Annotated in this window: 23 protein-coding genes; 17 read left to right on the top strand and 6 right to left on the bottom strand. The window is 62.7% G+C overall.

Annotated elements, in window-relative coordinates; all coding sequences use genetic code 11:
• The first annotated feature begins 96 nt into the window (after positions 1-96).
• The 4 genes from ACLIRY_RS19745 (at position 97) to ACLIRY_RS19730 (ending at position 3,860) form a co-directional block, all read left to right on the top strand.
• The gene (locus ACLIRY_RS19745; RefSeq protein WP_413207142.1) at positions 97-1,311 is read left to right on the top strand and encodes a urate hydroxylase PuuD; all 1,215 of its coding nucleotides are present in this window, start codon (positions 97-99) and stop codon (positions 1,309-1,311) included.
• A complete protein-coding gene (puuE, locus tag ACLIRY_RS19740; protein ID WP_413207141.1) occupies positions 1,308-2,216 on the top strand; it encodes an allantoinase PuuE in 909 nt (302 codons plus the stop codon). The genes ACLIRY_RS19745 and puuE overlap by 4 nt, the downstream gene beginning before the upstream one ends.
• Positions 2,217-2,536: 320 nt before the next feature.
• Positions 2,537-3,370: an alanine-zipper protein gene (locus ACLIRY_RS19735; RefSeq protein WP_413207140.1), complete on the top strand. Its 834-nt coding sequence runs from the start codon at positions 2,537-2,539 to the stop codon at positions 3,368-3,370.
• Positions 3,371-3,488: 118 nt separating this feature from the next.
• Positions 3,489-3,860, top strand: coding sequence for a helix-turn-helix domain-containing protein (locus ACLIRY_RS19730; RefSeq protein ID WP_413207139.1), 372 nt, complete (start codon positions 3,489-3,491; stop codon positions 3,858-3,860).
• A 163-nt stretch (positions 3,861-4,023) separates the two neighbouring features.
• Here the strand turns inward: ACLIRY_RS19730 and ACLIRY_RS19725 are convergent, their stop codons facing one another.
• From ACLIRY_RS19725 to ACLIRY_RS19715, 3 genes are all read right to left on the bottom strand, one after another.
• The gene (locus ACLIRY_RS19725) at positions 4,024-4,464 is read right to left on the bottom strand and encodes a hypothetical protein (protein ID WP_413207138.1); all 441 of its coding nucleotides are present in this window, start codon (positions 4,462-4,464) and stop codon (positions 4,024-4,026) included.
• Entirely contained in the window at positions 4,461-4,706 is a 246-nt protein-coding gene (locus ACLIRY_RS19720) for a type II toxin-antitoxin system prevent-host-death family antitoxin (protein ID WP_413207137.1), read from the bottom strand. Before ACLIRY_RS19720 ends, ACLIRY_RS19725 begins: the two co-directional genes overlap by 4 nt.
• A gap of 354 nt (positions 4,707-5,060) precedes the next feature.
• On the bottom strand, positions 5,061-5,987 hold the full coding sequence (locus ACLIRY_RS19715; RefSeq protein ID WP_413207136.1) for a LysR substrate-binding domain-containing protein: 927 nt from the start codon (positions 5,985-5,987) through the stop codon (positions 5,061-5,063).
• An 81-nt stretch (positions 5,988-6,068) separates the two neighbouring features.
• On the opposite strand from ACLIRY_RS19715, the gene ACLIRY_RS19710 reads away from it, so the two are divergent.
• The gene (locus ACLIRY_RS19710; protein ID WP_413207135.1) at positions 6,069-7,085 is read left to right on the top strand and encodes an NADP-dependent oxidoreductase; all 1,017 of its coding nucleotides are present in this window, start codon (positions 6,069-6,071) and stop codon (positions 7,083-7,085) included.
• A gap of 155 nt (positions 7,086-7,240) precedes the next feature.
• On the opposite strand, the gene rsgA is transcribed toward ACLIRY_RS19710, so the two are convergent.
• The 3 genes from rsgA to ACLIRY_RS19695 form a co-directional block, all read right to left on the bottom strand.
• On the bottom strand, positions 7,241-8,326 hold the full coding sequence (rsgA, locus tag ACLIRY_RS19705) for a ribosome small subunit-dependent GTPase A (protein ID WP_413207134.1): 1,086 nt from the start codon (positions 8,324-8,326) through the stop codon (positions 7,241-7,243).
• Positions 8,327-8,679: 353 nt separating this feature from the next.
• Positions 8,680-9,894, bottom strand: a complete 1,215-nt coding sequence (locus ACLIRY_RS19700) for a pyridoxal phosphate-dependent aminotransferase (protein ID WP_413207133.1) — start codon at positions 9,892-9,894, stop codon at positions 8,680-8,682.
• 413 nt (positions 9,895-10,307) lie between these two features.
• Complete coding sequence (locus ACLIRY_RS19695) at positions 10,308-11,042, bottom strand: response regulator transcription factor (protein WP_413207132.1); 735 nt, start codon at positions 11,040-11,042, stop codon at positions 10,308-10,310.
• A 487-nt stretch (positions 11,043-11,529) separates the two neighbouring features.
• Between ACLIRY_RS19695 and urtA the strand changes: the two genes are divergently transcribed.
• The 12 genes from urtA (at position 11,530) to ureG (ending at position 22,547) form a co-directional block, all read left to right on the top strand.
• On the top strand, positions 11,530-12,831 hold the full coding sequence (gene urtA / locus ACLIRY_RS19690; protein ID WP_413207131.1) for an urea ABC transporter substrate-binding protein: 1,302 nt from the start codon (positions 11,530-11,532) through the stop codon (positions 12,829-12,831).
• Positions 12,832-12,975: 144 nt separating this feature from the next.
• Positions 12,976-14,598, top strand: a complete 1,623-nt coding sequence (urtB, locus tag ACLIRY_RS19685; RefSeq protein WP_413207130.1) for an urea ABC transporter permease subunit UrtB — start codon at positions 12,976-12,978, stop codon at positions 14,596-14,598.
• A complete protein-coding gene (gene urtC, locus ACLIRY_RS19680) occupies positions 14,595-15,785 on the top strand; it encodes an urea ABC transporter permease subunit UrtC (protein ID WP_413207129.1) in 1,191 nt (396 codons plus the stop codon). Before urtB ends, urtC begins: the two co-directional genes overlap by 4 nt.
• Positions 15,786-15,790: 5 nt before the next feature.
• Positions 15,791-16,540 carry an urea ABC transporter ATP-binding protein UrtD gene (gene urtD, locus ACLIRY_RS19675; protein ID WP_413207128.1) on the top strand — a complete coding sequence of 250 codons (750 nt, stop codon included), beginning with the start codon at positions 15,791-15,793 and terminating at the stop codon, positions 16,538-16,540.
• Positions 16,541-16,545: 5 nt separating this feature from the next.
• Positions 16,546-17,241, top strand: a complete 696-nt coding sequence (gene urtE, locus ACLIRY_RS19670; protein ID WP_413207127.1) for an urea ABC transporter ATP-binding subunit UrtE — start codon at positions 16,546-16,548, stop codon at positions 17,239-17,241.
• Entirely contained in the window at positions 17,216-18,118 is a 903-nt protein-coding gene (locus tag ACLIRY_RS19665) for an urease accessory protein UreD (RefSeq protein WP_413207126.1), read from the top strand. The genes urtE and ACLIRY_RS19665 overlap by 26 nt, the downstream gene beginning before the upstream one ends.
• Before the next feature lie 244 nt (positions 18,119-18,362).
• Positions 18,363-18,665: an urease subunit gamma gene (locus tag ACLIRY_RS19660; protein ID WP_413207125.1), complete on the top strand. Its 303-nt coding sequence runs from the start codon at positions 18,363-18,365 to the stop codon at positions 18,663-18,665.
• A 13-nt stretch (positions 18,666-18,678) separates the two neighbouring features.
• Positions 18,679-18,990: an urease subunit beta gene (locus ACLIRY_RS19655; protein WP_413207124.1), complete on the top strand. Its 312-nt coding sequence runs from the start codon at positions 18,679-18,681 to the stop codon at positions 18,988-18,990.
• A gap of 5 nt (positions 18,991-18,995) precedes the next feature.
• Entirely contained in the window at positions 18,996-20,705 is a 1,710-nt protein-coding gene (gene ureC, locus ACLIRY_RS19650; RefSeq protein ID WP_413207123.1) for an urease subunit alpha, read from the top strand.
• Positions 20,706-20,717: 12 nt separating this feature from the next.
• Positions 20,718-21,221: an urease accessory protein UreE gene (locus ACLIRY_RS19645; protein WP_413207122.1), complete on the top strand. Its 504-nt coding sequence runs from the start codon at positions 20,718-20,720 to the stop codon at positions 21,219-21,221.
• Complete coding sequence (locus ACLIRY_RS19640) at positions 21,178-21,921, top strand: urease accessory protein UreF (protein ID WP_413207121.1); 744 nt, start codon at positions 21,178-21,180, stop codon at positions 21,919-21,921. Before ACLIRY_RS19645 ends, ACLIRY_RS19640 begins: the two co-directional genes overlap by 44 nt.
• On the top strand, positions 21,918-22,547 hold the full coding sequence (ureG, locus tag ACLIRY_RS19635; RefSeq protein WP_413207120.1) for an urease accessory protein UreG: 630 nt from the start codon (positions 21,918-21,920) through the stop codon (positions 22,545-22,547). Before ACLIRY_RS19640 ends, ureG begins: the two co-directional genes overlap by 4 nt.
• Positions 22,548-22,726: the final 179 nt, after the last annotated feature.

The following is a 22,726-nucleotide window of genomic DNA, read 5'->3' as shown; positions in this document are numbered from 1 at the left end:
ACGACAACCGTATTTGAGGGAATGACGACCGAGAGGACGCCGTACCACCCCGCTTCCTTCCCCCTGATGACCGAGGCTTAAATGGATCTCGCCCTCATGGAGTGGCTGAATCTGGCCCTCCGTTGGATTCACCTGATCGTCGGCATCGCCTGGATCGGGTCGTCCTTCTATTTCGTCTGGCAGGACAACAGCCTGGAAGCCACGGCAGACGACCCCGAGCGCAAACGCCTGCAAGGGGAGATCTGGATGGTCCACGGCGGCGGGTTTTACCACGCCAAGAAATACAAGGTCGCCCCGTCCGACCTGCCCCAGCATCTGCATTGGTTCAAGTGGGAGGCCTATACGACCTGGATGTCGGGCATGTCCCTGCTGGTGGTCGTTTATTACCTCTCCGGCCCGGCGTTCCTGCTGCCCTTGGGCAGTGAGCTGGGCTACCTGGGCGGGATCGCCGTGGGGCTGGGATCGCTGATCGGCGGCTGGGTGGTCTATGACCTGATCTGCCGGAGCCCGCTGGGCAAGGACGACCGGATCCTTGCCCTGTCGGTCGTCGCCTTCATTGCGGTGCTGACCTATGTCCTGACCCATGTGCTCTCGGGCCGGGCGGCCTTTTTGCACGTGGGGGCGACGTTGGGGACCATCATGGCGGCCAATGTCTTCTTCGTGATCATGCCCAACCAGCGCAAGACCGTCGCGGCCATGCAGGCGGGGCAGACGCCGGATCCAATCTGGGGCCTGAAGGGCAAGCAGCGGAGTGTCCACAACACCTTCGTCACCCTGCCGGTCCTGTTCCTGATGATCTCCAACCACTATCCGGGCCTGACCGAGCACCCCTATTCCTGGTTGGTCCTGCTGGCCGTGGCGGCCATCGGGGCGGCGGTCCGTCTGGCCTTCGTCCTGCGCCATACGGGGCGGATGAAACCCTGGATGCTGCCCGCCTGCCTCGTCGCCTTCCTGGCGGTGATCGGGGCCACGGCGGCGACGCGGGATCTCGGGGGGGCGCCGGTGTCGACTCCTCTGGCTGAGGGGGAAGAGGCCGCACCGGATACCCTGGAGCCGGTGGTTATGGCGATTGTTGCGGCCCGCTGTCAGACCTGCCACTCCCGGAAACCGACCTACGAGGGCTTTGACGAGCCCCCCAAGGGCGTGGTTCTGGAAACCCCGGCGGACCTGCGGCATTGGGCCGGACCGGTTCTGGTCCAGGCGGTGCATGGGGAAACCATGCCGCTGGGCAACCTCACGGAAATTCGACCGGAGGAGCGGGCGCTCCTCGGCCAATGGCTTGAAAACAAGACTGAAGGAAACGAGCAATGAGCGAGACCTACCCCCGGGATCTCATCGGCTATGGCAAGGAAGTCCCCGACGCCGCTTGGCCCGGCGGCGCCCGCATCGCCCTGCAATTCGTCATCAACTACGAAGAGGGCGGCGAGAACTGCGTTCTCCATGGTGACAGCGCGTCGGAAGCCTATTTGCAGGAGGTCCCCGGCCTCGCTCCGATCCCTGGCCAGCGCAATATCCAGGTGGAGAGCATGTATGAATACGGCTCCCGCGCGGGGTTCTGGCGGCTGATGCGGCTGTTCAAGCGCTACGACTGGCCGCTCACCGTGTATGGGGTCGCCATGGCGCTTCAACGCAATCCCGAGGCGGTGGCGGAGATGCTGGCGAACGGCCATGAAATCGCCAGCCACGGGCTGCGCTGGATCGACTACCAGAACCTGCCCGAGGAGGTCGAACGCGCCCATATCCGCGAGGCCCTGGCGATCCACGAAGCGGTCACGGGCTCAAAACCACAAGGCTGGTACACGGGCCGGGTCAGCCCCCGCACCCGCCAGTTGGTCGCCGAGGAAACGGACTGCCTGTACGACGCCGACAGCTACGCCGACGACCTGCCCTATTGGGAGCAAGTCGGGGAGAAGCAGCAATTGATCGTGCCCTATACGCTGGACAACAACGACATGAAGTTCGCCACCCTCCACGGCCTGTCCACCGGCGAGGAGTTCTTCACCTACCTGCGCGACGCCTTTGATGTGTTGTACGAGGAAGGCGCCGACAAACCACGGATGATGTCGGTGGGGCTGCACTGCCGTCTGGCGGGACGGCCCGGACGGACGGCGGGGCTGCGGCGCTTCCTGGACTATGTGGCGGGCCACGAAAAGGTCTGGATCACCCGCCGCGTCGACATCGCCAAGCACTGGCGGGAGCGGTTTCCGCCCGGGTGAGGGGGGAGCGGCGTATGTTGGTGATGTCTGATGTGGGCCGGGAGGGGACGGACGGTTTTGGGACGCGGAAAGCGTGAAGCAGACACCGTTTGGTTAGGTGGCTAGCGACTTATTTCGAGCAAAGAGCGAGTATTTAACTTCCGGCTGTAGTGGTGTCCCGCCAGAAAGACATTCCCGAGGCGACTTACTATGCGTCGCGGAACCAATATGGGGTATATCTAGCTATGTACGTTGCAAACCAAGGCTGTTTTTCGTTGAATGACGACACCCGGCAGAAAATATAGGCCGACGCTGTTCTCGACAAGGAAGCCACAGCTCTGATGATGAGAATATTGATTTCGGCAGTCTCTGTTGTGGCCTTTGGGGGATATGTTTGCGCTCCCAAGTTCCTTTCTCAGGACCTTATAGACCGACTGGACGCGACTGCACTGGGAATATTGGTGCTCGCCGTTTTTCCCTGGCTGGCGCAATTCGTGAAGGAGTTTGAAGCATTTGGAGTGAAAGCCAAAATGCAAGAAGTCGAAAAGAAAGCGGATAGCGCCATTGAAGATGCTCAGGAAGCTAGATCCGCTGCTGCAGAGGCGAGGAAGGCAGCGGAAAATGCCAATTTAGCCGCATCCAACGCATCAGATGCCGCTCAGAGGGCACGTGAATTAGCGGAAGAACTGTTCAACCTGAAAAACAATAGCAACTCGAAGACATTACCGTCAGAGAATCTCTCAAACGAGGCTTTAAAGGACCTCGCGAGCGAGTACATTAAAACACGCAATTCGATGAAACCGGGGACTCTTCGAACTGCGAAGATGACCGAGATATTTTCGCGCATGCAGCAGGCGGCACAGTTGTTAGGAAAGGGGTCCGTTGATGTATCGGAATGGCTTGAAAGCAGTCCTGGCCTACAACTGGCAGCGATATCATATCTTCGCGCCTTTCCAGATGAGATCATTCCAGGTAAGCTTATGTCCGTTATTGATCGTCAGCACCAACCCTTTATTCAGTATTGGGCACTTCGTGCCTTGAATAACTTTGCAGACGCATCCGGTACATTCCCTCCCAACGATATGCGGTGGCTGCGCAGTATCGAGAACCACTTCAAAGTGGGAACGGATCGACACGATCAGGTAAAAAGGATCCTTCGAAAACTGGATGCATAATCCGTAGCTAGAGCGGATTGATCGGCATCTGAATCAAGGGATTCCCTTGGGGTTGGTTTCGTGATTCAAGATGAGGGCTGGAGAAGGAGGCCAGCCCTCATGTCCAAAAGCCATTTCCGTGGATCTCCGTCAACGTGTCGTGGCGGCGGTTGAAGAAGGGGCCTCGTGCCGTGCGGCCGCCAAACGCTTTGGTGTCGGTGCGTCCTCCGCCATCCGGTGGGTATCGCGGGTTAATGCCAGAGGAACCCTTGAGGCCGACAAGCGGGGCGGGAATGTCCGGTCCCACCGGAATGACGCCCATCTGGAGCTGATCTTTGGTTGGATCGCCGAGAAGCCCGACCTCACCCTGGCCGAGGTGGCCGAACGACTTGGTGATGCGGTTGGCTATCGGCCCCTGCCATCCATCGTCTGTCGGTTCTTCAAACGTCATGGCGTGACGCGGAAAAAAAGACTGCTCATGCTGCCGATTCAGGAAAGCATGGAACCATAAACCCGTACACGGAAGACCGGACACTCCCCCCACTTCCTGAAGAAATCGGGTCTTTGGCGTTGCCTGACTAGCCCTTATGACAGTAGACGCTATAACCCTCATTTGAGAGGGAATGTCCGGTTATGGGGGCGCCGTATGTCCAGACAAACGACCAACATGGGCGCTACTCCGTCCGCGCCACCACCCTATTCCGCTGCCTCTCCCGACTGGCGAGATAGGACCGAGCCACCTCCCGTAGCAGACCGTTTGGCACGCGTCCATATACCACTGTCGTCGGTGTTCGATCGGGTACGGGGCGGACGTCCGGGCCGGGCCAAAGGAAGGCATTGGCTTCCGTCGTCACGATCCACGAGGGCGCGTCATCAAGACCCAGGCGGCGCTTGAGCTCCAGCGGAAACGCGACCGCGTCGGTCGCTTCCGTCGGAGGCCTATGCGTGACCGCGAGCACCAAGACCTCCGTGCGTCCGTCCGCTTCCTTGATGGACAGGGCCAGCACGAGCGCCGGGCGGTCCTTCCGGCCCTCTTCCCGCCCACGGGCATTTTCGTCCGCCCAAAGGTAGGAATACCGGATGACCGACCCGCGCTCGGGCGTGGTCCCCGTCAATCGTCCTCACCAGCGGCGAGGGCTTCAATGTCCGCGAGGAAATGGTCCGGAGTATCCGCGGCCATAAAGGCTTGCTGGTCCCGGCTCTTCAGCCGCTCGTATTCCTCGACCGAGATGAGAACATTGCGGGGCCGTCCATTCTTTGTGACGAGAACCGGCTGGGCAAGCGCCACGTCACTGTAATGGGAGAAACGGCGGACAAGGTCACCTGCGGTGGTCACGACACTCTCGAGCATACTCATGGCGCCTCTCGCTCAACAAGACCTATACGTATAATATGTAAAATATACAGTCACGTCCAGCGTTCCGCATTTTCATCGATGGCGGCTTTCCGTGGCAAGGGTCCGTCCACGGAGTGTCCAACGTGGGCGCATGCCTGCCTGAGATGGTGGCATTGGACCCGTAGGGGACTGGTTGCTTGTGGGAGTGGATGTGGAAAAGCCGCCGCTTGGCTTCCGTCCCCATCCCGGTCATTCCGCTCAAGCCTGTCGGGACCCGAAACCTGCCGTATACCAAGCGGTGACTCCTCCGGCGTCGCTATGCCCTAAACGTCCGGCAGGCTTTTACCCGCCATAAGGCCCTGCGGCCCCTTGGTCTTACGCCGGGTCGGTCATGCGGGTGTTGAAGACATCAACGAGCCAGTCGAGGAACGCACGCACCGCTGGATTGCTGCCGCGATTCTCCGGCCATAAAGCGGTGATTTTGGGGTGCTCTACTGCGAAATCGGACAGTACCGGCACCAGCTCTCCGCGCTTCACATAGGGCGCCGCGAGAAAGGTCGCGGTTACGCCGATGCCACCACCTGCCGCAAGTGCCGCCAGTACCGCATCGCTTACATCGGCAATAATCCCAGCCGATGGCACGATTTCCAGCGTGCGATTGCCGACCCGGAATGGCCAACGAAACGGCTGACCCGTACTCTGATAGTGCAGGTTGACGGTGTCGTGTCCCTCCAACTGGTCCGGATGCGTGGGCGTTCCGCGCTCCGCCAGATAGGCCGGTGCCGCGAAGGCGCAGAGCCGACATGGCGCGAGTCGGCGAGACTTCAATCCGGTGTCGGCCAGATCGCCGATACGCACGGCGATATCGATCCCTTGCTCCACAATATCGACGATCCGGTCGCTCACCCGAAGATCGATCGCGACCTTCGGGTAACGTCGGCGAAAGTGGGGAAGGGAGGGGGCGATCACATGCGCCCCGATCGGCAGCGATGTTGTGATACGCAGCGTGCCCGTGGGCTCCGATCGGGCGGCCATTGCGGCCTGCTCTATGTCCTCCGCTTCTCGCAGCAGCCGAAGCGCGCGTGTACGCAAGTCGAGGCCTTCCGGTGTCAACGTCAGGGCCCGTGTCGTGCGGGTAAAGAGCGATACCCCCAAGTCCCGCTCCAGCCGCTTGATGCTTTTGCTCACCGCAGACGGCGAGATGGACAGTGACCGGGCGGCTGCGGTGAAGCTGCCGAGCGATGCGGCGCGCGCAAAGGCGATCAGGCCGGTCAGGCGTTCCAGTGTTATTTGTTCCATCATGGCATCATAGTTGGGCAATGGGCACCCATTATCAACCTGATTGATCTCATTTATCGTCAGAACCCAACGATGGAGATGTCAATGAGCAACATGATGAAAGCGATCCGCCAGCACGCATTCGGTGGACCAGAGGCCTTGCGCTACGAGGATGCACCCCGGCCAGAGCCGCAGCCGGGCGAGGTGCTCGTCCGGGTTCTGGCGATTGGCCTTAATCCGCCGGACTGGTACCTGCGCGAGGGCTATAAATCGCTGCCGCCGGAGTGGCAGCCCGCCATTTCCTTCCCGCTGATCCTGGGAACCGACGTTTCCGGCGTTGTCGAAGCGGTCGGCAGAGACGTCATTGGGTTCTCAGCCGGGGAAGAGGTCTATGCCATGGTCCGCTTTCCGGAAGGCCTTGCCGGGGAAAGCCGGGCCTATGGCGAATATGTCGCCGTCCCGGCATCGCACCTTGCGCACAAGCCTGCGGGTATCGACCATGCCCATGCGGCGGGTGCCCCGATGTCGCTGCTCACCGCTTGGCAATTCCTCGTCGATCTCGGTCATGGCGAGCCGAACCCGCTCCAGCCCGATCAGCACCAACCGGTGCCGCTTGAGGGGCGCACCGTGCTGGTAAACGGGGCCGCTGGCGGTGTCGGGCATTTCGCGGTGCAGTTGGCGAAGCTGAAGGGCGCGCGCGTCATCGCGGTCGCCTCGGGCAAGAATGAGCCGTTTCTACGCGCGCTTGGTGCGGACAGGTTCATCAATTACCAGACAACAACGCCCGAAGACGATGTGAGGGACATCGACCTCGTTGTCGATGCGGTCGGCGGCCTGTCCTCCGCCCGCTTCCTCCGGACGCTGAAGCGCGGGGGAGCGCTGTTCCCGATCTTCCCACTGGGCTTCGGCGGTGCCGAAGAAGCGGTCGAGCGCGGCGTCACTGTATCGGCAACCCAGGTGCGCTCGAATGGCGCTCAGCTGAACGAACTCGGGCCCTTGCTCGATGACGGCAGAATTCGCGTTGCGCTCGACAGCCGCTTTCCGCTGGCCGAGGCGCGTCAAGCGCATGAGCGCGCTGCCAAAGGCCACATTCAGGGGAAGATCGTCCTCACTGTTCCGTAACGGGGAGGTACAAGGCTGTTCAGCAGCTGGCTGGATCTAAGCGAGTGTGCGCAATTCTTTCCTCATAACCGAATGGGATCAAAGGGTCTGCGACCCTTTGCGGGTCTGGGCGGAGCCCAGGGTTTTTCCGGGAGCACCCTCCCGGCCCGTCACCGTCAGCGGTTGCGTCGTTTGCTTTTGGCTGCGGACTTCACCATTTTCCCGAAGGTCTTATCCCGGGCACGGCGTTCGACAATGCTGGTGCTGTTGTGGGCTTCCTCGGAGGCGAGCTTTTGCCAGCGCCGGAAGCGCTCGGGATCGAGGGCGCCGTCGTCCAGTGCGGCGCGGATGGCGCAGCCCGGTTCGCGGTCATGGGCGCAATCGGCGAAGCGGCAGGCCTGGGACAGGGCGACGATGTCCTCGAACACCTGTTCAACACCTTCGGCGGCTTCGGTGAGCTGCAATTCACGGATGCCCGGGGTGTCGAGCAGCCAGCCGCCATGGGGCAGTCGGTGCATGGTCCGTCCGGTCGTGGTGTGCCGACCCTTGGCGTCGTCCTCGCGAATGTCTTGGGTCAGGATGTCTCCGGCCCCGGTCAGGGTGTTGATCAAGGTGGACTTGCCCACACCTGAGGAGCCGACGAAGGCCACGGTTTGGCCCAGGCCGCACCAATCCGTGAGGGGGGCGAGGTTCTGCGGATCATGGGCATTGACCGTCTCGACCAGAAGGCCCGGTTGCAGGGCTGCGGCTTGGGCGGCGTAATCGGCGGGGGCGTCGGCGAGGTCGGCTTTGGTCAGGACGATGACCGGTGTCACGCCCGCCTCGCGGGCCAGCACGAGGTAGCGTTCGAGACGGGCCACGTTGAAGTCAAGGTTGCAGGAGGACACGATGAACAGGGTGTCAACATTGGCGGCGATGAGCTGCAGCCTGCGGCCCGTGCCCGCCGCCCCCCGCTGAAACAGGCTCGTGCGGGATAGTACCCGGTCCGGCTCCATGGTGGCGCGGGTCATCAGGATCCAGTCGCCGACGGTGGCGTAGTCCTGTTCGGATTCCGCGCCCTGCACATAGGAGGTGATAAGGGCGTCAATGCCGTCTCCGGCAACCTGCAGATGGCCGCGATGGGTGGCCATGACACGAACGGGGATTGCGTGCTCCAGATCGTCGGTCGAGATTTGGGAGGCGAAAAACGAGGTCCAGCCGAGTTCGGCCAGGGTGGAGGTCGGTGATGTCACCGTTTGTGATGTCACCGTTTGTGATGTCATTGTTTGTGATGTCATTGTTTGTGATGTCATTGTCATTTACCAGCGAGATTGGGTGTCACACAACTGTGCACAGGCAACCGCGATCCGGCGTTGACGCAACGCAGGGATCGGATGCTGGTACTCCGCCCTTGAGAGTGCATTTGGTCCGGCCCATGCCGAGGCAGCGGGCCATTTCCTCTGGGGAAATGCTGTCCTCTGGGGGAATGCACCGTCAGGCGGTTTGTCCAGCCAAGCTGGAAACAACGACCGTCACAAAGTCCTCCATTCGTTCTGTGTGTGGGACCAAAAATATACGCCGGGCCAAGGACGGCGGCAAGGGAGATGGGGCCGGAAGTCAATACCGGGCAGGGTCCTCAGCGTACCGCCAAGGTTAACCCTTCGGCCAATCGGTCCAAGGCCCGCTCCAGAACCTCTACGGGCTGGGCGTAGCACAGGCGGAGGGAGCCTTCTCCCTCCTCACCGAAAGCGATGCCGGGTGCCAAGCCCACTTGGGCGACGTGCAACAGGGCTTTGGCCGTGGCCAGACTGTTCGTCATCCCTTCAACCTTGAAGAAGCAATAAAATGCGCCATCGGGTTCGATGAAATCAACGCCCGGCAGGACCCGCAGGCGTTTCGAGGTGAGGGTATAGGCTTCGGTCAGGCGGGCGCGGAAGGTGGCGACAGCGCTCTCCCCCCGGTCGAGCATGGCCGCGCCAGCAGCCTGTACGAAGCCGGGCGTACAAGACATATTAAATTCCGTGAGCATGCTGAGTGGGGCGCCCAATTCTTCCGGCGCGTCGATCCAGCCCAGGCGCCAGCCGGTCATGGACCAGGCCTTGGAGAAGCTGTTGATGGAGATCACCCGGTCGCCCTCTTCCGCCAGGGCGCGGAAGGAGGGCGCCACTTGGCCATGTCGGTAAAGGCGGGCATAGACGTCATCGGAAACGATCCAGGTCCCCTGTTTCCGGCAGTGGTCAAGCAGGGTTTTCATGTCCGCTTCTGGCATGACCCAGCCGGTGGGGTTGTGGGGGCTATTGAGCACCACAGCGCGGGTGTCTGGAGTCACGGCAGACAGCAGACGCGCCATGTCCAGGGACCAATGTCCGTCCTTAGGCTCCAGCCCCTCGAAATGAATCTCGGCTCCGGCGATGCGGAAGGTCTCGGCGATATTGGGCCAGGCGGGGCGCAGGGTCACCACCCGGTCGCCGGGCGTGATCAGGGCCTGGGCCACCAGGGCGAGGCCCTGCATGCCCGAGGCCGAGACGGTGATCCGCTCCACCGGCACCGGCTTGCCATGGAGAGCGCCCAAATAGCGGGCAATGGCCGCGCGCAGGGAAGGGGCGCCCCGGTTGGAATGGTAAAAATGGTCGCCCGCTCGCAGGGCCTCGGCCGCAGCGTCGACGGCGATGGGATCGGTGGGCCAGGCGCCCTCGCCGAACCAGAGGGGCAGGACCCCCTCCATTTGCGCGCCCTCTTCGGAGACCTCACGGATTTTGCTGGCCAACAGGGTGTTGGTGCGCAGGGCAAGTCCGGAGGGGAGAGCCGACGGGGTGGGGGACAGGTCGGGAGGAAAGGGATGGGTGGTCATGGTGCGCCTAGAGTATTTCGAGATCAAGTTGGGTCGCTTCGCAACCATGGGATAGGACAGTGTCTCGTCTTTTTGGGCGATTGCCCAAGCCCATTTGGGGGCAAATGCCCCCAAACCCCCCTTTTTTTTAGCCTGGGGTTGGAGGACGGAGCAAAGCCCCGTGACGGGAAAATACCCCCTGTCGTGTACCGTGCATCGTGACCAAGCCTAGCCTCGAAGATACTCTAAAACTTAATAGAATGAGAGTGAAATGGGGCCAGCGTGTTCCAAGCTGATCCCATTTCACTCTAAGACAAAGGGGACGTTTGGGCGCGCAATCGGCGGCTTTCGGGCGGCGGCTTTCGGGCTGCGGATTTCGGGCAAACGAGTTGGCGCGGAGCGCGAGTCCATGAGAAGGGAGACGAATCTGTACCTTACACCCAATCCACCAAGGCGGCGAAGCGGTAACCGTGGCCGCGCACGGTTTCAATCATCCGTTCGCCCCCTTCGGAGCTGTCGCCCAGCTTGCGGCGCAGGCGGCTGATCAGGATATCGACCTTACGGCCCCCCCCTTCGGAGCGTTTTTCGCCGATGCTTTCGGCGATGGTGTCGCGATCCATGAGCTGGTTGGGGTGGTCCACAAGCACGGCCAGAACGTCAAACTCTGCGGGCGTCAGGGCGGCGGGTTCGCCGCTTGCTTCGTCGACGATCTTTCGGTTGTCCTTGTCGATCAGCCAGGTGCCCACGCGCATGACCCGTCCAGCGCCCCCATGGATTCCGCGCGCTTCTCCTGGCGGCGCGGCCCGGTCGAGCACGTTGCGCACGCGGGCGAGCAATTCGCGGGGGAAGAAGGGTTTGGTGATGTAGTCGTCGGCGCCCATTTCCAGGCCCATGGCCCGGTCATTGGGGGTGTCGCGTTCGGAAACGATGATGATGCCCAACGGAGAGCGACGGCGGATCTCGTGGGCGAGCATCATGCCATCGCTGTCGGGCAGGTTTACGTCCAGCAACAACAGGTCTATCCGCCCCGATTGCTTCAAGGTCGCGGCCATGGCCCGGCCACTATCGGCAGAAAGGACGTCAAAACCGGCCGTGCTTAAATAGGCGGCGATCATCTCGCGGGTGGCGGGGTCATCCTCCACAACAAGAATCCGTTTTCGTAACGACATGGTCCGCCGATCTCCCTGTTTGTACTCCTGTTCCCGTAAGGCGAAAGAGTGACTCTCGGGTCAACTCGCGCAAAATCCGACAGCTCCTATTTGGTGCTTGACCTCCTCTAGTGACAAGTAAAGGCGAGGAAAAGACTGCACAATTGTCCCATGAGAGGGTGTGGGGCGCCGCTGCGTGGAGCGGAGAATGGCGGGATCCCACGGACAGCGCAAGACGGATCGTCCCATCGCGATCCTCGAATGCCCAAGGTATCCTGTTTATTTCCCCATTAGCAACATTATGGAAACAAATGGCCTTGGCAGTGCTGGCTCCTTGGGCGGGGCGCGCCATTCGCATGCGCAATATCCGACAGATTTCGTCCAACACTCGACGAAAAGAGGGCGACATTGGGGCGGAACCGGCGGGAAACATGGCTTTTTCATGAAATGGCATGGGGTTTGCCATTGAAGATCCGCCGTCAACCTTCATCCAAGGAAGATCCGAAACATGAAGAAGACTTTCCGAAGCGTTCTCGCCGCAGGCGCATTGGCGCTGACTGCTCAGATGGGAAGCGCCGCGATTGGAACCGCTCAGGCCGCCGACGACACCATCAAGGTGGGTATCCTGCATTCCCTGTCCGGCACCATGGCCATCAGCGAGACCACGCTGAAGGACGCCATGCTGATGCTGATCGACGAGCAGAACAAGAAGGGCGGCCTTCTGGGCAAGCAGCTGGAAGCCGTGGTGGTGGATCCGGCCTCTGACTGGCCGCTGTTCGCCGAAAAGGCGCGCGAGTTGATCTCCGTCAACAAGGTCGACGCGGTCTTCGGCTGTTGGACCTCCGTGTCCCGCAAGTCCGTTCTGCCGGTCTTCGAGGAGCTGAACAGCATTCTCTTCTACCCCGTCCAGTATGAGGGCGAAGAAAGCCAGCGGAACGTCTTCTACACGGGCGCCGCCCCCAACCAGCAGGCCATCCCCGCCGTCGATTACCTGATGAAGGAAGAAGGCGTGGAGCGCTGGGTGCTGGCCGGGACCGATTATGTCTATCCCCGGACCACCAACAAGATCCTGGAAGCCTATCTGAAGGCCAAGGGTGTGGCTGACGAAGATATCATGATCAACTACACCCCCTTCGGTCATAGCGACTGGCAGACCATCGTTGCCGACATCAAGAACTTCGGTTCGGCTGGCAAGAAGACGGCGGTGGTATCCACCATCAACGGGGACGCCAACGTGCCGTTCTACAAGGAACTGGGCAATCAGGGCATCAAGGCCGAGGATATCCCGGTCGTTGCCTTCTCCGTCGGCGAGGAAGAATTGGCCGGTATCGATACCGCGCCGTTGGTCGGCCACCTGGCCGCCTGGAACTACTTCGAGTCCGTGGACAGCCCGGAAAACACCGCGTTCATCGACTCCTGGCATGCCTTCACCAAGGATGACAAACGCGTCACCAATGACCCCATGGAAGCCCACTACATCGGCTTCAACATGTGGGTGAAGGCCGTCGAAAAGGCCGGAACCACCGACCCAGATGCGGTCATTGACGCCATGGTTGGCGTGGCCGTTCCGAACCTGACCGGTGGCTATTCCGCGATGATGCCGAACCATCACATCACCAAGCCCGTGCTGATCGGTGAGATCCAGGACGACGGCCAGTTCGAAGTGGTGTGGGAAACCTCCGGTCTGGTGCCCGGCGATGCCTGGTCCGACTATCTGGAAGGCTCCAAGGACCTGATCTCCGACTGGCGCGAGCCGATGTCCTGCGGCAACTTCAACACGGCCACTGGCAAGTGCGGCGGCGCTGAATAAGGCTCCGCTTTTTGGGGGAGGTCCGGATCCGCTTCGGACCTCCCTTCGTTTTTCGCCCAAGCCGCCGCCGGGATCCTCTCCTTCCTGGATTTTCCGGGGGCTTGGTGCCTTGTCCCTTTGCCGTGTTTTTCGGAAGGGTGTTTCATGCGCCATATCAAGTTGATCCTGCTGGGGCTGGCGGCCATGGTCTGCGTCCTGGCTGCCCTGGGGGCTACCCCGGCCCAGGCGGAAGAGGATCTCGCCCCCCTGGTGGCCAGTCTGGCCGAGGGGGGGCTGTCCGACCGGGCCAAGGCAATCGAGGCCCTGGCCGCCACCGGCGATCCCCGCGCCGTTCCCATCCTGGAAGCCCTGTCCGATGGCGACCTGATGGTGAAGAAGGCCGACGGGACCGTGGTCATCGCCAAGAAGGCGGGGAAGACCCTGGCTTTGACCGATCCCGTAACGGGGGAGGCCATGGGTGAATTGGCCTCGGGCGCTCTGGACAAGATCAAGGTCAACAACCGACTGCGCCGGAGCATCCGGGACGCGGTGGGGGCGCTCACCCTGCGGTCCAAGGACGCCGCGGTCCGCCTGATCGCGGCCAAATCCCTGTTCGACAGCGCCGATCCAGACTCTATCCCGGCCCTGGAAGGGGCCATTGGTGTGGAGAGTGACAGCACCGTGCGTGCCGCCATGGAGCGGGCGCTGGCCGCCTCCATCCTTTCCTCCGACCTGCCCGAGGACCGCAAGCTCGCCGCGATCACCACGATCACCGCGATGGGCGGACGCGATGCCCTGTCGGTGCTGACCCCCCTGGCCAATGGCGAGGGCGTCGTCGCCGCTGCGGCCCAAAAGGCGATGACATCGATCAACAACACGCTCGCCCTGTGGGATGCGGGGCAGGCGGTGTGGTATGGCCTCTCCCTGGGCTCGGTCCTGTTGCTCGCGGCCATTGGCTTGGCCATCACCTTTGGTGTGATGGGGGTGATCAACATGGCCCATGGCGAGATGGTCATGCTGGGCGCCTACACCACCTTCATGGTGCAGGATGTGATCCGCACCTCTCTCCCCGGATTGTTCGAATGGTCCTTGTTGATCGCCCTGCCGCTGGCCTTCCTGGTCACCGGGGCGATTGGGGTTGCGATTGAGCGGGGGATTATCCGTTTCCTCTATGGCCGTCCCCTGGAAACCCTGTTGGCCACCTGGGGCCTGTCTCTGGTGCTGCAACAGGTGGTGCGTTCCATTTTCGGCCCGACCAACCAGGAGGTGGGGACGCCGGAGTGGATGTCCGGTGCCTTCAAGGTCGGCGAGATGACCATTACCTATAACCGCCTGACCATCATCCTCTTCGCCATGGCGGTTCTGTTCTGTTTGATGCTGGTGCTGAAAAAGACCCCCATGGGATTGCAGATGCGCGCCGTCACCCAGAACCGGCGCATGGCCGGGTCCATGGGCATCCGCACCAACTGGGTGGATGCCATGACCTTTGGCTTGGGGTCGGGTATCGCCGGGATCGCCGGGGTGGCGCTCTCCCAGGTGGATAACGTCAGTCCCAACCTGGGTCAGGGGTATATCATCGACAGCTTTATGGTCGTGGTCTTCGGCGGTGTCGGGAATCTTTGGGGCACCTTGGTGGGGGCCATGACGCTCGGCATCGCCAATAAATTCCTCGAGCCCTATGCCGGGGCCGTGCTGGGCAAAATCCTGGTGCTGGTCTTCATCATCCTGTTCATTCAGAAGCGTCCCCGGGGCCTGTTCGCCCTCAAGGGCCGGGCGGTGGAATCATGATAACCAGATTGCTTCTCAACGGTCTGGGGGGGCGGGCCTGGATCGTGCTCGCGCTTCTGCTTGGTCTACCCCTGCTGATCGTCCTCTTGAACCTGGGCTTCCCGGAGGGGTCCGCCCTGCATGTGCCGACCTATGCCATCGCACTGCTCGGCAAGTACCTGTGCTATGCCTTGCTCGCCCTGTCGGTGGACTTGGTCTGGGGGTACTGCGGAATCCTCAGCCTGGGTCATGGGGCGTTCTTCGCGCTCGGTGGGTACGCCATGGGCATGTACCTGATGCGTATGATTGGCGATCGGGGTGTCTATGCCAATCCCCTGCTGCCGGACTTCATGGTCTTCCTCAATTGGACCGAGCTGCCCTGGTACTGGATGGGCTTCGACTTTGCGCCCTTTGCCTTCCTGATGGTGCTGGTGGCGCCGGGGGTTCTGGCTTTCGTCTTCGGCTGGTTTGCCTTCCGCTCCCGGGTCACTGGTGTCTATCTGTCGATTATCACCCAGGCCCTGACTTACGCCCTGTTGCTTGCCTTCTTCCGCAACGACATGGGCTTCGGCGGCAACAACGGCCTGACCGACTTCAAGGAAATCCTGGGCTTCGACATCCAGGCCGATGGCACCCGGGCGGCCCTGTTCATGGCCAGCGCGGTGGCCGTGGCGCTCGGCTATGTCATTTGCCGGGCGGTGGTCGGCTCGCGTCTGGGGAAGGTTCTGATCGCCGTCCGCGACGCCGAAAGCCGGATCCGTTTCCTGGGCTACCGGGTGGAGCGCTTCAAGCTGTTCGTCTGGACCCTTTCGGCTTGCATGGCCGGGGTCGCCGGGGCGCTCTATGTGCCTCAGGTGGGCATCATCAACCCCGGCGAGTTCGCACCGGCCAATAGCATCGAGGCGGTGATCTGGGTTGCCGTCGGCGGTCGGGGGACCCTGGTCGGAGCGATCTTGGGGGCGCTGCTGGTAAACGGAGCCAAGACCTATTTTACGGCGGCCCTGCCCGATGTCTGGCTGTTTGCTCTGGGGGGGCTGTTCATCGCCGTGACCCTGTTCCTGCCCAAGGGGATCATCGGCACCTTTGCGCCCCGGTTCGCGGGCAAGAAGACGGGATCTGACAAAGCGGAGGCCGACAAAGCGGAAGACAGCCCGTCGCCTTCGGATGACGGCGATGTCAAGCCCGCCAATGTCTCGGTCGGGGAGTGAGGACCATGGAAGAAAAAGCGACCTCGATCCTCTATGTCTCCGGCGTGTCGGTCACCTTCGACGGCTTCCGGGCGCTCAACAACCTCTCCCTGGTGATCAAGCCCGGCGAGATGCGCGCCATCATCGGCCCCAATGGGGCGGGCAAAACCACGATGATGGACGTGATCACCGGCAAGACCCGGTGCGATACGGGCGAGGTGTATTTTAACGGCACCACGGACCTGCGGACCATGGACGAGGCGGCCATCGCCCAATTGGGCATCGGTCGTAAATTCCAGAAGCCGACGGTGTTCGAGATGCATACCGTCTTCGACAACCTGATGTTGGCCCTGGCGGGGGACCGGGGGGTGTTCCGCACCCTCTTTGGCGGGTTGACGGCCAAGGGACGGAAGCGCATTGACGAGATCCTGGGGATCATCCGCCTGGGGGATTTGGCCCAGACCGACGCCGGGGGCCTGTCCCATGGACAAAAGCAATGGCTGGAAATCGGTATGCTTCTGGCCCAGAACCCGAAAGTCCTGCTGGTCGACGAACCGGCTGCGGGCATGACGGACGACGAAACCGCAGAGACCGCCAAGCTGTTGAAGGAGATCACCGGCGAACATTCGGTGGTCGTCGTCGAGCACGACATGACCTTCGTCCGCGACCTGGGCGTGAAGGTCACGGTGCTGCACGAGGGCTCGGTCCTGGCCGAGGGCTCGCTGGACCATGTCAGCGCCGATCAACGCGTCATCGAAGTCTACCTGGGGAGATAAGGCGCATGCTATCCGTGGAAGGCATCGACCTGCATTACGGCGCGGCCAAGGCGCTCAAGGAGGTCTCCGTCACCGCCCAGGTCGGGCGGGTCACCTGTGTTCTTGGGCGCAACGGCGTGGGCAAGACCAGCCTGTTGCGCGCTGTCACCGGCCAACACCCCATCAGTAAGGGCAAGATTCTGTGGAATGGCGAGGATATCTCCCGCCTGAAGCCCCACGACCGGGCGCGCAGGGGCATCGCCACCGTGCCCCAGGGGCGGGAGATCTTTCCCCTGCTCACCGTGAAGGAAAATCTGGAAACCGGCTACGCCCCCCTGGCTCGCAAGGATCGCATCGTGCCCGAGGAGGTTTTCGCCCTGTTCCCCGTGCTCAAGACCATGATGCATCGCCGGGGCGGAGACCTGTCCGGCGGACAGCAGCAACAGCTCGCCATTGGGCGGGCCATGGTCACGCGGCCCAGCCTGTTGGTGCTCGACGAACCGACCGAGGGGATCCAGCCGTCGATCATCAAGGATATCGGCCGGGCCATTACCTACTTGCGCAATAAGGGAACCATGGCCATCGTGCTGGTCGAGCAGTATTTCGAGTTCGCCCGCGATCTGGCCGACGATTATGTGGTCATGGATCGGGGCGAAGTGGTGCTCTCCGGCGAGGGGGCGACCATGGAGGAGGCGGATGTACGACGGCACCTCACCGTCTGAGGCTGGCGTTTCGGGGCGCGGAATGGCGTCCCCTGGGGGCGGCTTGCGTGACGGGCGGATTGGTCTGCGGCTGCGCGCTGCCGAGGGGCGCACGGGTGGTGTAACGCGTCTGGCCGAGCTGGATCAGGCCGCGCCGTTGCGCTGTCTGTTTCCCACCGTGTCCAAGGCCGAACCCCTGACCGCCTGCCTGACCAATACGGCGGGCGGGTTGGTTGGCGGGGATCGCATGTCCGTCGCCGTGACCGTCGATCCCGGCGCCCGCGTCCTGGTCATGGCTCAGGCGGCGGAAAAACTCTACCGCTCCAAGGGTCCCGATGTGCGGCTGGATGTCTCCCTGTCCGCCGGTGAGGGATCCTGGCTGGAATGGCTGCCTCAGGAGATGATTGTGCACAATCGGGCGCGGCTTCGTCGGGTCACGCGCTTGGATCTGAACCCCGGTGCCACCGTCCTGGCTGGGGAGATGTTGGTCCTGGGACGGACCGCCCATGGGGAGCAGTTGACCGAAGGGCTGATTCATGACGCCTGGCGGGTCCGGGTTGGTGGGCGGCTCGTCTGGGCCGATGCGCTCCACCTGGAGGGGGACCTGGCCGAGGCCATCGCCCATCCCGCAGGCTTCGGCGGGGCGGTGGCGCTTGCCACCCTGGTGGCCCATGCGCCGGACGGTGCTGCGCTCGCTCTGATGGAGGAGATCCGGGAGCGGTTGGCCGCCTCTCCCCAGGTCCGCGCCGGAGCAACGGAGGTCGGGGGGCTGTTGATTACGCGGTTTTTGTCGGAGGATGGGCTGGCGCTTCGCGCTGCTTTCGCCGACATTTGGGGATATTCACGGCAGGCTTTGGGGAGCTACGCGCCCGTGCTCCCCCGGCCTTGGCATGTTTAGGTTCGATTGATGGTATACACTCTGGTTCGCCATTCTCGGGTGCGCGCTAAGGCGCTCATGTTTCTTTACTTTGTGTTTCGCTTTTTTACTTCGTCATTCCCGCGAACGCGGGAATGACGAATGAAAGCAACGTATCATTTAACTTCGGAGCGGGGCAGGGAAACGTGAATTCCTTAGCGCCTGCACGGGGATGACGACAAAATAGACGTTGGTTTTGCAGTTCGATGGCTAGGGAGAGAACGCAATGCATTTGACGCCGCGGGAGAAGGACAAGCTGCTGGTGGCCATGGCCGCCATGGTGGCGCGCCGACGGCTGGAGCGGGGAGTGAAGCTCAACCACCCCGAAGCCATCGCCCTGATCAGCGATTTCGTCGTCGAAGGGGCCCGGGATGGGCGCTCCGTCTCCGAGTTGATGAAGGCCGGAGCCGAGGTCATCACCCGCGATCAGGTCATGGATGGCATCGCCGAAATGATCCACGAGATCCAGGTGGAAGCCACCTTCCCCGATGGCACCAAGCTGGTGACCGTCCATCAGCCCATTCGCTAAGGGAGCCCATTCCATGATTCCCGGAGAACTTTTCCCCGCTGAGGGCACCCTGATCCTGAACGAGGGGCGCGATTTTATCACCCTGTCCGTGGCCAATACGGGTGATCGCCCGGTGCAGGTGGGCAGCCACTACCATTTCGCCGAGACCAATCCGGCCCTGTCCTTTGATCGGGATGCCGCGCGCGGTTATCGCCTGGATATTCCCGCAGGCACGGCGGTGCGCTTCGAGCCGGGCCAGACCCGGGAGGTCACTCTGGTGGCCTATGTGGGCGCCCGGGTGGTGCATGGGTTCAACGGCAAGATCGCCGGTCAGTTGGAGGGTTAAGGGACATGGCATTCGAAATCGAGCGCGGCGCCTATGCCGCCATGTTCGGCCCGACCACCGGCGACCGCCTGCGTCTGGCCGATACCGACCTGATTATCGAAGTGGAGAAGGACTTCACCACCTATGGCGAGGAGGTGAAGTTCGGCGGCGGCAAGGTGATCCGGGACGGCATGGGCCAGTCCCAATACTCCCGCGCCCAAGGGGCCGTGGACACGGTCATCACCAACGCCCTGATCGTCGACCACTGGGGTATTGTGAAGGCCGATGTGGGTTTGAGGGATGGCCGGATCGCCGCCATCGGCAAGGCGGGGAATCCCGACGTTCAGCCCAATGTGGACATCATCATTGGTCCTGGGACCGAGGTCATCGCGGGCGAGGGCCGGATTCTCACCGCAGGCGGCATTGACGCCCATATCCATTGGATTTGCCCCCAGCAGGTGAACGACGCCCTTTATTCCGGAGTTACCACCATGCTGGGTGGCGGCACGGGGCCGGCGGAGGGCACCAACGCCACCACCTGCACCCCCGGCCCCTGGCATCTGGCGCGTATGCTGCAGGCGGCAGAGGGGCTGCCCATGAACCTGGGCTTCTTCGGCAAGGGCAACGCCAGCCTGCCCCAGGCCCTGGAAGAACAGGTGAGCGCGGGCGCCATCGGCCTGAAACTGCATGAGGATTGGGGCACGACCCCCAGCGCGATTGACGCCTGCCTGACCGTGGCCGATCAGTGGGACGTTCAGGTGGCGATCCACACCGACACGCTCAACGAAAGCGGTTTCGTCGAGAACACGGTTGCCGCCTTCAAGGGACGGACCATCCACGCCTTCCATACCGAGGGGGCGGGCGGGGGCCATGCGCCGGATATCATCAAGCTGGCCGGTGTCGCCAATGTCCTGCCCAGTTCCACCAACCCGACGCGGCCCTTCACGGTGAATACGCTGGACGAGCACCTGGACATGCTCATGGTCTGCCACCACCTGGACCCGCGCATTCCGGAAGACGTGGCCTTCGCCGAAAGCCGCATCCGGCGGGAGACCATCGCGGCGGAAGATATCCTCCACGATATGGGCGCCTTCTCCATGATTTCCTCGGACAGCCAAGCGATGGGCCGGGTGGGCGAGGTGGTCATCCGCACTTGGCAGACGGCCCATAAGATGAAGGTCCAGCGCGGCCGCCTGCCCGGAGAGACGGGGGACAACGACAACCTGCGGGTCCGGCGCTATATCGCCAAATACACCATCAACCCGGCCATCACCCATGGGATCTCTGCCCATGTGGGTTCCGTCGAGGTGGGGAAGCTGGCCGATTTGGTCCTGTGGAAGCCCGCCTTCTTCGGGGTCAAGCCGGACATGGTGCTGAAATGCGGGACCATCGCCGCTGCGGCCATGGGCGATCCCAACGCCTCCATCCCCACGCCCCAGCCGGTCCACTACCGGCCCATGTTTGGCGCGTTCGGCAAGTCGCTCACCGCCAGTTCGGTGACCTTCGTGTCCCAGGCGGCGCTGGAAGCCGGTGTTGGCAATAGCCTCGGCTTGGCCCGCACGCTGTTGCCGGTGAAGGGCTGCCGGACCGTGGGCAAGGCTGACATGGTGCTGAACAGTGCCACGCCGGAGATCGCGGTGGACCCGGAGACCTACGAGGTGCGCGCCGATGGGGAACTCCTCACCTGCGAGCCCGCCGAGGTCCTGCCCATGGCCCAGCGCTACCACCTGTTTTAGGGGACCGGTTCAATGCGCAAGGCAACCATCCACCATGCCGCCGGATCTTGGTCCGATGGAGCGGAGGTGGGCCGGGTGACGCTCGCTTTTTCCGACCGTCACCGGCGACGGGTGCTTATGACAGATGACGACGGGGAGGACTTCCTTCTCGACCTGCCCAACGCCGTGCTCTTGCGGGATGGGGATGGGTTGGAACTCGGTGACGCGGCGGGGGTTCTCCGTGTCATCGCCGCCCGGGAGCCGGTGATCGATATCCATTGCCTGGACCCGCAACACTTGGCCCGCATGGCCTGGCACCTGGGCAACCGCCACCTTGCCGTCCAGGTGCGGGACGGGGGGACGTTGCGCATCGCCGAAGACCATGTGATCGAAGCCATGGTGAAAGGCTTGGGCGGGATTACTCGACGGATGACCGCCCCCTTCGAGCCCGAGGGCGGTGCCTACGAAGGTGGCGGGCACCAGGGGCACGGTCATGACCATGACGGGTCCCTGGGGCATTCCCATGACCCGCACTGACGCCTTTTCCTGCCCGGAGGATGGCCTGTTCCGGCTGATGGCTTGGCTCTCGCCCAGTTTTCCCGTGGGCGCCTTCACCTGGAGCCATGGCGTGGAATACGCGGTGGAGGGGGGGCAGGTCACGGACCGGGCGAGCCTGACCGCCTGGGTCTCCTGGATCCTGGAAGCGGGCGCGGGCCGGGTGGATGCGGACCTGCTGCGGGAGGCCATGACCGCCGTTCGCGCCGATGATCTGGAGCGCCTCCTGCTCGTGGCCGAGGAGGGGGACGCCCTTCGCGGCACCCACGAGATGGCGCAGGAATCCGCCGCGCAAGGCGAGGCCTTCCTGCGCGCCATTGGCGATTGCTGGCCGGTGCCGGGGCTGGAGCGCTGGCGGGCCGCGCTTAAGGGGGTGGGGCGGCCTTGTCCCTATCCGGTGGCGGTGGGGCTGGCCTCGGCCCTCCATGGGATTCCGGTGGGACCGGTCTTGTCCGCCTTTCTCCACGCCATGGGGGCGAACCTGATTTCTGCGGGCGTGCGGCTGGTGCCCCTGGGCCAGACGGACGGGCAGAGGGCGCTCGCTTCCCTCGGACCGGTGGTGGCTCGGGCGGCGCGGGCCTCGCTGGAGCGCCCCTGGGAGGACTTGGGCGCGGCGGCGCCCATGGTCGACTGGACGAGCATCCGCCATGAAACCCAATACACAAGGTTGTTCCGATCATGAGTGACGTCTCCCCCAGTAATCCCCTGCGTGTCGGTGTCGGAGGCCCCGTGGGCTCGGGCAAGACGGCCCTGTTGGAAAACCTCTGTCGGGCAATGGCGCCGATTCATGATCTCGCGGCCATCACCAACGACATCTACACCAAGGAAGACCAGCGCATTCTCACCGAGACCGGCGCCTTGGCCGCCGAGCGGATCATGGGCGTGGAGACGGGCGGCTGTCCCCATACGGCCATCCGCGAGGACGCCTCAATGAACCTTGCGGCCATCGACAGCATGCGCGAAAAATTCCCGAACCTGGAGTTGATCTTCGTTGAAAGCGGCGGCGACAATCTGGCGGCCACCTTCAGCCCGGAGCTGGCCGATATCACCCTTTATGTCATCGACGTGGCGGCGGGGGAAAAGATCCCGCGCAAAGGTGGGCCGGGGATCACCCGCTCGGACCTGCTGATCATCAACAAGACCGATCTGGCGCCCTTCGTGGGGGCGAACCTGGAGGTGATGGAAGCGGACACCAAGCGTATGCGCGGTGATCGACCCTATGTGATGACCAACCTCAAGACCGGCGCGGGCCTGGACAAGGTGATTGCCTTCATCAAACACGCGGGCGGATTGGAGACGTCTGAGTAAATCGAACCTGCGAGGTGATCGCCAAGTCGTGCTGTCGTGCCGACACCGTATATGACAGTGTCTTGTCTTTTTTGGGCGATAGCCCAAGCCCATTTGGGGGCAAATGCCCCCAAACCCCCTTTTTTTAGCCTGGGGACTGGGGCCTTTCGGCCCCAGTCTCGCCAAAGAGGGGGGGACGG

It is taken from the genome of Rhodospirillum sp. A1_3_36 (assembly GCF_047263945.1).
Classification (GTDB): Bacteria; Pseudomonadota; Alphaproteobacteria; order Rhodospirillales; family Rhodospirillaceae; genus Rhodospirillum.
The sequence above is the reverse complement of the archived record's forward strand: the minus strand, read 5'-3'. Positions and strand labels throughout refer to the sequence as shown.

Coding starts and splice junctions, on each gene's coding strand:
- ACLIRY_RS19745 (WP_413207142.1), top strand. CDS start 97: ATGGAGTGGCTGAATCTGGCCCTCCGTTGGATTCACCTGATCGTCGGC.
- puuE (WP_413207141.1), top strand. CDS start 1,308: ATGAGCGAGACCTACCCCCGGGATCTCATCGGCTATGGCAAGGAAGTC.
- ACLIRY_RS19735 (WP_413207140.1), top strand. CDS start 2,537: ATGATGAGAATATTGATTTCGGCAGTCTCTGTTGTGGCCTTTGGGGGA.
- ACLIRY_RS19720 (WP_413207137.1), bottom strand. CDS start 4,706: ATGAGTATGCTCGAGAGTGTCGTGACCACCGCAGGTGACCTTGTCCGC.
- ACLIRY_RS19715 (WP_413207136.1), bottom strand. CDS start 5,987: ATGATGGAACAAATAACACTGGAACGCCTGACCGGCCTGATCGCCTTT.
- ACLIRY_RS19710 (WP_413207135.1), top strand. CDS start 6,069: ATGAGCAACATGATGAAAGCGATCCGCCAGCACGCATTCGGTGGACCA.
- rsgA (WP_413207134.1), bottom strand. CDS start 8,326: ATGACATCACAAACGGTGACATCACAAACGGTGACATCACCGACCTCC.
- ACLIRY_RS19700 (WP_413207133.1), bottom strand. CDS start 9,894: ATGACCACCCATCCCTTTCCTCCCGACCTGTCCCCCACCCCGTCGGCT.
- ACLIRY_RS19695 (WP_413207132.1), bottom strand. CDS start 11,042: ATGTCGTTACGAAAACGGATTCTTGTTGTGGAGGATGACCCCGCCACC.
- urtA (WP_413207131.1), top strand. CDS start 11,530: ATGAAGAAGACTTTCCGAAGCGTTCTCGCCGCAGGCGCATTGGCGCTG.
- urtB (WP_413207130.1), top strand. CDS start 12,976: ATGCGCCATATCAAGTTGATCCTGCTGGGGCTGGCGGCCATGGTCTGC.
- urtC (WP_413207129.1), top strand. CDS start 14,595: ATGATAACCAGATTGCTTCTCAACGGTCTGGGGGGGCGGGCCTGGATC.
- urtD (WP_413207128.1), top strand. CDS start 15,791: ATGGAAGAAAAAGCGACCTCGATCCTCTATGTCTCCGGCGTGTCGGTC.
- urtE (WP_413207127.1), top strand. CDS start 16,546: ATGCTATCCGTGGAAGGCATCGACCTGCATTACGGCGCGGCCAAGGCG.
- ACLIRY_RS19665 (WP_413207126.1), top strand. CDS start 17,216: ATGTACGACGGCACCTCACCGTCTGAGGCTGGCGTTTCGGGGCGCGGA.
- ACLIRY_RS19660 (WP_413207125.1), top strand. CDS start 18,363: ATGCATTTGACGCCGCGGGAGAAGGACAAGCTGCTGGTGGCCATGGCC.
- ACLIRY_RS19655 (WP_413207124.1), top strand. CDS start 18,679: ATGATTCCCGGAGAACTTTTCCCCGCTGAGGGCACCCTGATCCTGAAC.
- ureC (WP_413207123.1), top strand. CDS start 18,996: ATGGCATTCGAAATCGAGCGCGGCGCCTATGCCGCCATGTTCGGCCCG.
- ACLIRY_RS19645 (WP_413207122.1), top strand. CDS start 20,718: ATGCGCAAGGCAACCATCCACCATGCCGCCGGATCTTGGTCCGATGGA.
- ACLIRY_RS19640 (WP_413207121.1), top strand. CDS start 21,178: ATGACCATGACGGGTCCCTGGGGCATTCCCATGACCCGCACTGACGCC.
- ureG (WP_413207120.1), top strand. CDS start 21,918: ATGAGTGACGTCTCCCCCAGTAATCCCCTGCGTGTCGGTGTCGGAGGC.